The sequence below is a fragment of the Nocardia sp. SYP-A9097 genome, assembly GCF_009649815.1.
GTDB lineage: Bacteria > Actinomycetota > Actinomycetes > Mycobacteriales > Mycobacteriaceae > Nocardia.
Genome location: NZ_WJIC01000002.1, coordinates 249,313 through 260,538 on the forward strand (window position 1 = coordinate 249,313; position 11,226 = coordinate 260,538).

General features: G+C 66.9%; 10 protein-coding genes. 4 read left to right on the forward strand and 6 right to left on the reverse strand.

Translation table 11 applies throughout. The annotated features are described in order from the left end of the window. Positions 1–36: 36 nt before the first annotated feature. Positions 37–1,581 (reverse strand): glutamate-cysteine ligase family protein, encoded by a 1,545-nt coding sequence (locus GFY24_RS04875; RefSeq protein WP_153803769.1) that lies wholly within the window; start codon positions 1,579–1,581, stop codon positions 37–39. 123 nt (positions 1,582–1,704) lie between these two features. Between GFY24_RS04875 and GFY24_RS04880 the strand changes: the two genes are divergently transcribed. Next, positions 1,705–2,874, forward strand: a complete 1,170-nt coding sequence (locus GFY24_RS04880) for an aminotransferase class V-fold PLP-dependent enzyme (RefSeq protein WP_153803770.1) — start codon at positions 1,705–1,707, stop codon at positions 2,872–2,874. A gap of 150 nt (positions 2,875–3,024) precedes the next feature. Continuing rightward, a complete protein-coding gene (locus GFY24_RS04885) occupies positions 3,025–4,671 on the forward strand; it encodes a fatty acyl-AMP ligase (RefSeq protein WP_309230465.1) in 1,647 nt (548 codons plus the stop codon). A gap of 50 nt (positions 4,672–4,721) precedes the next feature. Here GFY24_RS04885 and pth read toward each other — a convergent pair whose 3' ends face one another. From pth to GFY24_RS04900, 3 genes are all read right to left on the reverse strand, one after another. Continuing rightward, positions 4,722–5,303, reverse strand: a complete 582-nt coding sequence (gene pth / locus GFY24_RS04890; protein WP_309230466.1) for an aminoacyl-tRNA hydrolase — start codon at positions 5,301–5,303, stop codon at positions 4,722–4,724. 21 nt (positions 5,304–5,324) lie between these two features. Next, complete coding sequence (locus tag GFY24_RS04895; RefSeq protein WP_153803771.1) at positions 5,325–5,933, reverse strand: 50S ribosomal protein L25/general stress protein Ctc; 609 nt, start codon at positions 5,931–5,933, stop codon at positions 5,325–5,327. A gap of 250 nt (positions 5,934–6,183) precedes the next feature. After that, positions 6,184–6,852, reverse strand: a complete 669-nt coding sequence (locus GFY24_RS04900; RefSeq protein ID WP_153803772.1) for a 1-acyl-sn-glycerol-3-phosphate acyltransferase — start codon at positions 6,850–6,852, stop codon at positions 6,184–6,186. A gap of 108 nt (positions 6,853–6,960) precedes the next feature. On the opposite strand from GFY24_RS04900, the gene GFY24_RS04905 reads away from it, so the two are divergent. Together GFY24_RS04905 and GFY24_RS04910 are read left to right on the forward strand one after the other, a co-directional pair. Further along, positions 6,961–7,548 carry a TetR/AcrR family transcriptional regulator gene (locus tag GFY24_RS04905; protein ID WP_153803773.1) on the forward strand — a complete coding sequence of 196 codons (588 nt, stop codon included), beginning with the start codon at positions 6,961–6,963 and terminating at the stop codon, positions 7,546–7,548. Between the two features lie 240 nt (positions 7,549–7,788). Next, positions 7,789–9,414 (forward strand): peptide chain release factor 3, encoded by a 1,626-nt coding sequence (locus tag GFY24_RS04910; protein ID WP_375336001.1) that lies wholly within the window; start codon positions 7,789–7,791, stop codon positions 9,412–9,414. Positions 9,415–9,611: 197 nt separating this feature from the next. Here GFY24_RS04910 and GFY24_RS04915 read toward each other — a convergent pair whose 3' ends face one another. Together GFY24_RS04915 and GFY24_RS41645 are read right to left on the reverse strand one after the other, a co-directional pair. Beyond that, complete coding sequence (locus tag GFY24_RS04915; RefSeq protein ID WP_153803774.1) at positions 9,612–10,136, reverse strand: nuclear transport factor 2 family protein; 525 nt, start codon at positions 10,134–10,136, stop codon at positions 9,612–9,614. Between the two features lie 116 nt (positions 10,137–10,252). Beyond that, the gene (locus GFY24_RS41645; RefSeq protein ID WP_153803775.1) at positions 10,253–11,155 is read right to left on the reverse strand and encodes a DUF4393 domain-containing protein; all 903 of its coding nucleotides are present in this window, start codon (positions 11,153–11,155) and stop codon (positions 10,253–10,255) included. Positions 11,156–11,226 lie beyond the last annotated feature (71 nt).

The following is an 11,226-nucleotide window of genomic DNA, read 5'->3' on the forward strand; positions in this document are numbered from 1 at the left end:
GGCGGCGGCCACTCATTCGTGCCGCCACGTTCGCGATCATGCGCGGCTCCCGGAGGTGGAATCGGCTGTGGGCGCCAGTCCTTGGCGGCAACGTGCCGCGGCGGCCGCCAATTCCGCTGCGGCGGAGGGGGTCGCGGCGTGGGCGGTGGCCAAATCCAGGAGAGCTACCGCGGCGGCGCGGATTTCGGGGTCGGCGAGGCCGTAGCGGGCGGCTTCGGACCAGAGTCCCGCCGTCGAGCTCGCCAGCGCGGTCGCCTCCGCCACCACGGCGGGGGTGGAGACCAGGGCGTCTATGGCGTGCACGGGGACGGTCCAGGTGTCGCCGGGTTGGGCGTCCAGGTAGCGGACCTCCAGGTGACCGGAGGCGCGGACCGGGGGGAAGACGGTGGTCAGGTGGTAGTCGAGGTCGGATTGGTCTGGGCGGCGGTCGATTTCGTCGTCGAGGGCACCACACAACCAGTCCGCGAAGGTCGCACCGGGCGGGGCCGACCAATCGGCGGCACCGGAGCTGGGCCGATGGGCGGTCGCCCCGCCGAATGACCCGACGGCGCCAACCACATTCGAGGAACCGTGAGAGCCGCCGGCGCGAGTGGTCCGATCCGAGCCCGAGCCACCCGAGCCGATGGTTGCGGCGGAGACATCCGAGCCATTGGCCGCGGCAGAGGCATCCGAGCCTCCAGCGGCGCCATTGTCGCCCGGCTCGGCGCTCAGCGAACTGTTCGGCCGTACACACAACAGTGGTACGTCCAGCGCCCACTGGGCATAGCCCGCCACGGGATCGGCCCAGTTGTGCACGGGTGGGCGGGTGCGGAGGTAGTCGAGGCGGAGCCAGGTGCGCATGCGCTGGGACGCCCAGCTGCCCGGAGGTGCACCGCTGAGGATCGGGGAGCAGGCGAAGGCGGCCAGCAGGGCCGGGCCGATGGCGTAGAGGGCCGTCAGGCGGGCGGCTATATCGGCTTCGTCCGCTCCGGCGTCGACGCTGACCTGGGTGGCGGCGGTATTGCACATCATGAGCGCCCCGAAGGGGCCGATTCCGGCGAAGGAACGCTCCATGGCGCGATATCGCGGTAGTTGGAGCAGGCGTTGCGGGCCGCGGGCCGGATCCGCGGAGGCGGAGAAGGTGTGGATATCGCGGGAGTCCAGGAGTTCCCGCAGGCGGACCGTATCGGTGCGCAGGCGCTCACACAGTTCGGCGGCGGTTCCGAACGGGGCACTGGAGAGTTCGATCTGGCCACCGGGTTCAATCGTGACCCGGCTACCTCCCGGCAGTGGATGCGCCGGGGAATCTGGCGAAATGGACTGCGGCGCATGGGGCCCCAGTGCGTCTGCGAGCACAGTCAACTGCGGACGCGGGGCCGACGCCGAAGGCTCCCCCTGCGCGGTGAGCCACTCCAATTCGGCGCCGATGAGCATGGGTGGGCCCTGCTTGAAACAGACCTTGCCGATATAGGCCTCGGCCGCGGCACGGCTGGAGAACTCGCTCCCGGGAGCCTGTGCGACCCGACCGGTCTGCACGGTGGTGGCCTGCCCCGAACGCCCGACAATTCGCGGCAAATCGGTGAGGGATGTCGAAACCGTCATGCCAACCTCCGTTCGAGTGAACCTTGACCGTCCGGCAGCGCGGGCGATCAATCCAGAGTAGCGAGGAACACCGACAACAAATCTGACGAATTGGAGAACACCCCAACCGATATGGTCGATCGTATGGTGAATATTGCCCGGTTACGTGCCGATACCCCTGGTTGCGAAGGCCAGGTATTCCTGGACAGCGCCGGCTCCTCGCTGCCCCCGCGTATCGTCGTCGACACCGCGATCGCCCACCTGCGCCGCGAAGCCGAGATCGGTGGCTATCGCGCCGCCAATGAACGCCTCGATGATCTGAGCGGCGTCAAGACCGCGATCGGGCAGCTCATCAATGCCCCCGCCGAGGCCATCGCCCTCAGCGACAGCGCCAGCCGATCGTGGAGCGACTTCTTCTACGCGGTGCCGCTGCGCCCGGGCGACCGCATCCTCATCTCCGGCGCGGACTACGCCAGCAATGCCATCGCCGCCCTGCAGCGGGCACGGCAGACCGGGGCCGTCGTGGAGACGATTCCGAGCGACAGCAGCGGGCAACTCGACCTCGACGCCTTGCAAACCATGGTCGACGAACGCGTGAAACTGGTTTCGCTGGTTCATGTTCCGACCAATGGCGGACTGGTGAATCCCGTCGCCGAGGCCGCGCGGATCGCCCGCCGCGCCGGTGCGCTGGTGCTGCTGGATGCCTGCCAATCCGCGGGCCAGCTACCCCTGGACATCACCGAACTCGGCGTGGACGCGCTGTCCGCGACCGGGCGCAAATGGCTACGCGGCCCGCGCGGCACCGGCTTCCTCTACGTGCGCCCCGAACTCGCCGCCTCGATGGAGCCGAGCCGCCTGGATCTGCACAGCGCCGCCTGGACCGGTCCCGCCGAATACGCACTCGCCCCCGACGCCGGGCGCTTCGAATTCTGGGAGTGCGATATCGCGGGCCGCCTCGGCCTGGGCGCGGCCATCAGATACCTGCTCGACCAGGGCCCCGCCGATATCTACGAGGCCATTGCCGAACGCGCCGAGTACCTTCGCAAAAGCCTGCAGGAGATCCCCCGGGTGACCGTTCGCGACCGGGGCACCCAGCACGCGGGCATCGTCTCCTTCACGGTCGAGGGCCGCACGCCCATCGAGGTCCGCGACCGCCTCGCCCGCGACCGCATCACGGTGACCGTGAGCCACCGCTCCTCCACCCTCCTGGATATGACCGACCGCGACCTCGACTCGGTGGTCCGCGCCTCCCCGCATGCCTTCATCACCTTCGAAGACCTCGACCGCTTCACCGAGGCGGTTACCGCGCTGTGAAGGTGACGCCTGATTTCGCGACGTCGGGGTAACTCGCCGGGTATGCCCGAAAGTCATGGAAGACGGGACCGCAACTATTCCGAAACGGTTAACAGGGGGTAGGTTGCGGCGGGATAGTTGAGGTGTTGGCCAGCGTTTGAGGAGTCGATCGTGAGCCGCTTCACCCAGGAAATGTATGCCACCGCGCGCACGTCCACGCATGGGCTGGTGACGGGGGAACCCGACGCCCCGCTGCGGCAGTCGTGGGGCGAGATCCATCGCATCGCAAGGGAAATGGCCGGGGGCCTCGCCGAGGCCGGGATCGGGCATGGCGATGCGGTCGGCGTGCTCGCCGGAATGCCGGTCGATATCGCCCCGGCCTGCCAGGCCGTATGGATGCGCGGGGCCTCGATCACCATGCTGCACCAGCCGACGCCGCGCACCGATCTACAGATGTGGGCGCACGATACCGAGACCGTGCTGCGCATGATCGAGGCTCGCGCAGTGGTTTTGGGCGCCCCCTTCGAGGCCGCGGCACCCCTGCTCGCCGAACGCGGGATCGCCGTGGTGACCATCGAGCAGATGCGCCGGGGCAGCGAGACCGAGCCGCTACCGACCGGCGAGAACGATATCGCCTTGCAGCAGTTGACCTCCGGCTCCACCGGTTCACCCAAGGCGGTGCGGATCACGCATGGCAACTTCTTCGTGAACGCCTACGCCATGTTCGATCGAGTGAAATTCCAGCTCGACGACGACGTCATGATCAGCTGGCTGCCGCTCTTCCACGATATGGGCATGGTCGGATTTCTCAGCGTCCCAATGCAGTTCGGTGCGGAGGTGGTATGCGTGACACCACTGGACTTCCTGGTCCGGCCGATCCTGTGGGCCGAACTCATCTCCAAATATCGTGGAACCGTCACCGCCGCACCCAATTTCGCCTATTCACTGCTGGCTCGCAGGCTGCGCAATGCCGACGAAGGGACCTTCGATCTGAGCTGTGTGCGCTACATGTGGAACGGCGCGGAACCCGTCGACGCCGACACCATGGACGCGCTCGCCGAGGCGGGAAAACGCTTCGGGCTCAACCCGATGGCGCTCACCCCCGTGTACGGCATGGCCGAAACCACCCTGGCCGTCTCCATCCCGGATCCGGGCCTCGGGCAGATTCTCGACGTGGTCGACGCGGATCTACTGGAGGCGATCGGCAAGGCGGTGCCGGTGCGGCATCCCGAACACCATCACAGCGCGGTGCGCCGCCTGCCCACGCTCGGCTACCTGGTCGACAATCTGGAGGGCCGGGTGGTGGACGCGGACCGCCAACCCCTCCCGGTCCGCAGTGTCGGCGTGATCGAATTGCGGGGCCCCGCAGTAACTTCCGGCTATGTGACGGTGGCTGGATTCCGGCCCGCGCAGGATGCCGAAGGCTGGCTGGATACCGGCGATATCGGCTACCTCACCGAGAACGGCCTGGTCGTGGTCTGCGGTCGCATCAAGGACGTCATCATCATGGGCGGCCGCAATATCTTCCCCACCGATATCGAGCGAGCGGCCTTACGTATCAAGGGAGTTCGCCCCGGCAATGCGGTGGCGGTGCGTCTGGACGCGGGCCAGAAACGCGAGAGCTTCGCGGTTGTGGTGGAGAGCAACGACTTTCAGAATCCGGCCGAGGTCAAACGCATCGAACACGACATAGTTCACGCCGTCTTCTCGGAGGTGGGTGTGCGCCCGCGCAGCGTCACCATTCTCGGTCCGGGGGCGCTGCCCAAGACCTCCTCCGGAAAGCTGCGCCGCTCGGCTACGACAGCCCAGGTGAGCTGACGAAAACGCCCCGTCCGGAATTCCGGACGGGGCGCGAAGTGCTTTGCTACTCAGTGCAACTGGTTCTGGGCGGTTTCCAGGCCCACGCGCAGCAGCAGCTCGACCGCGTCGGCGGCCTGTTCCACGATCACCGGGACCTCTTTGCGCTCCGGTGCGGAGAACGGCTTCAGCACGTAATCGGCGGGATCCTGACGACCCGGCGGGCGGCCGATACCGAACCGCACCCGCAGGTAATCCTTGGTGGTCAAAGCCTGCGACATGGAGCGCAGGCCATTGTGCCCGCCCTCACCGCCGCCCTGCTTCAACCGGATCACACCGAACGGCAGATCCAGTTCGTCGTGGATGGCGATCACCTCGGTGGCGGGCACCGAGAAGAATTTCGCCAGCGCCGCGACCGGGCGGCCGGACAGGTTCATGAAGCTGCGCGGTTTCGCGATCAGCACCTTGCGCCCGTCCAGGCGTGCCTCGAGCAGATCCGCGCCCGACTTCTTGTGCACGGTGAAACGACCGCCGACACGCTCCGCGAGCAGATCGGCGACCATGAATCCGACATTGTGCCGGGTGCGCTCGTACTCGGTTCCGGGATTACCCAGTCCGACCACGAGCACGGGCCCGGCAGTTGCCTCGGTCACGAAAACCGTTGTGCGGCAGTATTACTCGGAGGCGGCTTCGCCGGCGGCAGCAGCCTCGGCGGCCTCTTCGGTCTCCTGCGCGGAGGCCGGGGCGGCGATGATGTTGACGATCAGCGCCTCCGGGTCACCGGCAAGGGTGACGCCCTCGGGCAGCGCGATGTCGCCCGCGTTGATCTGGGTACCGGCGGCGATACCGGCGATGGAGACCTCGATGGCCTCGGGCAGGTTCATCACGTCGGCCTCGATGGAGAGCACGGTGACGTCCGAGGTGACCAGGGTGCCGGAGGCGGCCTCGCCGACCAGGTTCACGTGCACATCGGCGACGACGCGCTCACCGCGACGGATGACCAGCAGGTCGGCGTGCTCGATGTAGCGACGGATCGGGTGCACGACGACCGACTTGGTCAGTGCCAGGTGCTTCTCGCCCGCAATGTTCAGGTTCAGCACGGCGTTGGTGCCGTGCTCACGCAGGATGGCGGCGAAGTCGCGCGCGTTCACGGCGAGGTGCTGCGGCTCGGTGTTGTGGCCGTAGAGCACGGCGGGAACGTTGCCGTCGCGGCGGGTGCGGCGGGCCGCGCCCTTGCCGAACTCGGTGCGTACAGTGGCTTCGAGAAGGTTGGCGTCGGACATGACTGTCTACTCCTACGGCTCGTCCGGGCTGATGTCAGCGTGCTGGCCAGGGGAACTTGCCGCCCTGGCGCGATGTTGGTCTATTCGTCAGGCGAAGACCAACAGGGACGGCCGGAAGCCGAAACCCGTCGATCACGGTGGACATTTTGGGGTGTCGCACCCTCGCCGAGACAACCTGAAGACTCTAACACGCGGTGATAGGTGCTCCACACCACCCCCGCCTCGAGCTATACGCGAGTCGCGGCCGTGGCTAGGCGGCGTCGGCGCGATCCTTGAATGTGGCTGCGTAGCAATCCACATAGGGGCGGCCGGAGCGGCGCACCAGATCGGCCATGAGCTCATCGGTCGCCTGTCGCACACCGTACCGGTCGGCCGGGACGAAGTAGCGCGGGCGGCCGATGGAGATACGCACCTTCGCCGGGCGCAGGAAGCGGCGATCGCGCGGATTCATCCGATCGGTGCCGGAGAGTACGACCGGGATCACGGGCGCGCCGGTCTGCATGGCGACCCTGATCACGCCGGTGCGACCGCGATAGATACGGCCATCCGGTGAACGCGTGCCTTCCGGGTGAATGCCCCAGACCCCGCCCGCCCGCAGAATCCGCGCGGCCGCCGCGAGCGAATCACCCCCGGCCTGCCCACCGGTGCGATCCACGGGTACCTGACCGGTCGCGTTCATGACCCACCGATTCACCCGCCCCCGGAAACCCTTCGTGGTGAAGTACTCCTGCTTGGCGATGAAGGTGACCTTGCGGGGCAACACCAGGCACAGGTACAGCGAGTCCACCACCGCCAGGTGATTCGCCGCGATGATCACCGGACCGTCTGCCGGAACATGGTGCAAGCCTTCGATTTCCGGCCTGCCCAGCAATTTGAGCAGCGGCCCGACGAGCACATGCTTCAACAGCCAGTACCACATGAAGATCTCTCCGATACGAGTTGCGTAGACACCGTCTACAACGTCTACACCACGGGGTAGACAATGTCTACGACGAATCGCTCGCCGGAGCTTGGGAGGATGTCCGACATGAATGTGGTTGAGCCGCTGCGCGAGCGACTGGTGAGCGCCGGAGCCGACATGCTCGAACAGGTCGGCGCGGGCCAGCTCGGCCTGCGCGCCATCGCCCGCGAGGCGGGCGTCTCACACGGCGCACCCCGCCGCTGGTTCCCCACCCACAACTCGCTATTGGCCGCTATCGCCGCCCGCGGCTACGCCGACCTCGGCACGAGACTCGAAGCGATACAAGGGAATACGCCCCGGGACCGTCTCGACCGCACCTGCCGGACCTACCTGGAGTTCGCCGTCGAACGCCCGGAAATGTTCACCCTCATGTTCCGCCACGACCTCCTCGAGGGCGCGGGCGAAAACCTCCGGGCCACCACCACCCTGCCCATGTTCCGCCGCTGGCGCGACCTCGTCGCCACGGCCGGCGGTCAACCCGCGGCGGGCGACTCACCCGATCCCGACGAACTGGCCCTCAGCCTCTGGACCAGCCTGCACGGCATCGCAACCCTGGTATCCAACCGCAGCCTCGAAGCCATGGCTCCCGGCTTCGACCCCGCCCGCCTGGTCACCGCCGCCATCACCCGCCACCTCACCCACGTCCAACCCTGACCCCGCCCAATCAAGATCACCAGGCATTCACCGTGGCGAAGCGCGAGTACCCACCACGCTCGGCGCCTGGTGATCTTGATCCTCGGCGAGTGGGACCTCACCCTCACGGCGGTGGTCTCTCGCGTTTTGCCTCCGGACGGTCCCGATGATCTTGGTTGCGGTCGATGGGAACCGGCTGGTCGGCGGGGAGGAGCGGTCGCGTAACCTGGTTCGGTTGCCTCGTCTGTGAAGGAGTCCCCCGTGAGTTCCCCGACTGCCAGTGCGACCACGCCCCAAAAAGGGCGGTTGGCCGACGAGGTGGCCCGGCGGCGCACCTTCGCGGTGATCTCCCATCCCGATGCCGGTAAGTCGACGCTGACCGAGGCGCTGGCGCTGCACGCCAAGGTGATCTCCGAGGCGGGCGCGATCCACGGCAAGGCCGGACGCAAGTCGACCGTGTCGGACTGGATGGAGATGGAGAAGGCGCGCGGTATCTCCGTCAGCTCCACGGCACTGCAGTTCGAATACGGCGACTGTGTGATCAACCTGGTCGATACGCCCGGTCACTCCGACTTCTCGGAGGACACCTATCGCGTGCTCACCGCGGTCGACGCGGCGGTCATGCTGATCGACGCGGCCAAGGGCCTGGAACCGCAGACGCTCAAGCTCTTTCAGGTGGCGCGCGATCGCGGGATTCCGGTCATCACGGTTATCAACAAGTGGGACCGGCCGGGTCAGGCTCCGCTGGAACTGCTCGATGAGATCACCGACCGGATCGGTCTCACCCCGACCCCGCTGTTCCTGCCGGTCGGTATCGCGGGCGATTTCCGCGGTCTGCTGCGGCGCGGCGAAGAGGGCGCACCGGCGGAGTACATCCACTTCACTCGGACCGCGGGTGGCGCGACCATCGCACCCGAGGAGCATCTGACTCCCGACCAAGCCACCGAGCGTGAGGGCGAAGCCTGGATCACCGCCGTCGAGGAGAGCGAACTGCTCTCCGCCGCGGGCCAGGACCACGATCAGGAACTGTTCCTGGCCGGGCACACCTCACCGGTCATCTACGGCTCGGCCATGCTGAATTTCGGTGTGCGCCAACTACTCGAGACGCTCATCGAGCTCGCGCCCGCCCCGCGCGCCCGCATCGATGTCAATGAGAAGCCGCGTGAGACCGCCGACCCGTTCAGCGCGGTCATCTTCAAGGTGCAGGCCGGTATGGATACCGCGCACCGCGACCGCCTCGCCTTCATGCGCATCGTCTCCGGTGAATTCGAGCGCGGCATGGTCGTGACGCACGCGCAGACCGGTCGCCCGTTCGCCACCAAATACGCGCTCACCATCTTCGGCCGCGAGCGCACCACCGTCGACACCGCGTACCCGGGCGACGTGGTCGGTCTGGTCAATGCGACCGCGCTGGCTCCCGGCCACACGCTGTACGCGGACAAGAAGGTGCAGTTCCCGCCGATCCCGTCCTTCGCGCCGGAGCACTTCGCCACCCTGCGCGCACAGAGCGCCGGCAAGTACAAGCAGTTCCGCAAGGCCATCGATCAGCTCGACTCCGAAGGCGTTGTTCAGGTGCTGCGCAACGATATTCGCGGCGATGCGTCACCGGTGCTGGCCGCCGTCGGACCGATGCAGTTCGAGGTCGTCACCGCGCGCATGCTCGGCGAGTACAACGTCGAAACCCAGCTCGATTTCCTGCCGTACCAGCTGGCCCGCCGCACCGACGCCGAATCCGCCGTCGAACTGGGCCGCCAGCGCGGGGTCGAGGTCTTCACCCGCACCGATGGCGTCATGCTCGCCCTGTTCGGCGACAAGTGGAAGCTGGCGTACGTCCAGAAGGAACACCCGAACCTGACGCTGGAACCGCTCGTCGCCACCGCGGACTAGCGACTCGGCGCAGTCACGCCGTCATCCGGGCGCATTTTTGGCCGGGATCCACGAAACTCGTTGCAGCACAGACAGCGTGGATCCCGGCCAAAAGCATGCCGGGATGACGGGGAGCGCGGTGGGAGCATGCCTGACGACGGGGAGCGCGGCGGTATACCGGGGAGCGCGTCGGGATGACCGGGGGCGCGTCGGTTGGGTCAGCCCATCATGCCGGTGGTATCCGGTGGCATGGGCTCGGTGCGGGGGGTGTCGGCGGGGTCGCGGGCGATGAGGCCCCAGCGGCTGGAGGTCAGGCGCAGGCTGGGGATGTCCGAGAGGGACAGGACCACCTCGTAGGTGCGTTCGTAACCGGTGTGTGCGATGCGCCAATTGCCGTCATCGCACTTCACGTACTGGTCGGAGTAGAAGGCCGCGCCGCGCAGCAGCATATTGTGGCCGGGGATCAGCACCGTGTCGGCGAGGTACCAGGTGCCGACGGCGGTATCGCCGGTGACATCGATTTCCGGGTGGTCGCAGCGGTGTTCGGTGATGACGTGCGGGCCCAGGGTATTGCGCATGAACGCCAGGAAGGCGTCGCGGGATTCGAATTGTAGGTACTCGCTGTAGGTGGCGGTCGCCTCCGGGATCATGGTGTCGGCGAACTCCTCCCAAGACTTGGTGTCGAGGGCACGCAGATACCGGAACTTCAACCGGCTGATCGCGGCGACCGCATCTGAATCCATAACACCCACAATCCCATCAGACATGCGGGATGCTGCAGCATTTAGCGCAGATCTGTACCGGATCGCTACCAGGGAGGTACACCAGCACACCCCAATTCACATCGGGGTGTGCGCCGTCAATTGCCGATGCTGAAGCAGGTGGTGCAGAAGTCTTCGCCGAACTCGGTGAGCCGCAAGCTCTTTCGGACGATCTTGGGGGCGCGGCCCGCCTTCTTGAGCGCCGACTCCACCACCGGCTGTACCTCCAGCACCATGTAGCGCGACAGCACCACCGGATCATCGGAGGTGGTGGTGAGGCCGAGCCGGTTGAGGTTGATCAGGTAGTGCCGGGCGCGGTCCGGATAGCGGACGCCCGCCTGCTCGGGCACGGAGGTGAGATCGCCCTGGACCAGCTCCGAACCGATACCGAGCGGGCGATTGGTACGAACATCGACGGTCGGCTGCGGTCCGTTCAACGCCATGAAACGCAGAATGCGCGCCTCATCGGGGGCGAGCTGATCGAGAATGCGGTCGTAGGCTGGATGCACATCCTCGTTGAAGTAGACATCGGCCGAGCGGGCGAGCAGCGCGTCACCGCGGCGGCGCAATTCCTCGCTCGATGCCGAACGCAGCAGACTGCCGACGCCGATGGCCGGCTGACTCGGCCCACCCACGGGAGTCGGTACGTAACTGACGATTTCGCGCACCGAACCCTCGGTGACACCGAGCGCGCTGCGGGCGATGGACCGCAGCGCCGCCCCCGTGCGCTCGGCGATATCGGCCGACGATTCACCGTCCAGGGCCGCCTGGGTCAATTGCTTGGTGATCTCGAAGCTGGTCCCGACCGCCCACTGGCCCGAGCGCGCCGCCGTGCCGACCGCCAGGCCCGCCGCCCGGAAGACTCCGCGAATCAGTCGCGCCTCATTGCTGATCTGGCGCTGCTCGACATCCGAACTGCGTTCCACGGCACGGGGACCCGGACGGACCACATCGCCGGCACCCCCCTGCGACTGTCCGGTCCTGTCGTCTGTCACGTCCATCTCCGAATATTGCCAGGTGAACTGATTCGTCCACAGTTTATTGCCCCCGACAGACCTGCGAGTTCGGTGAA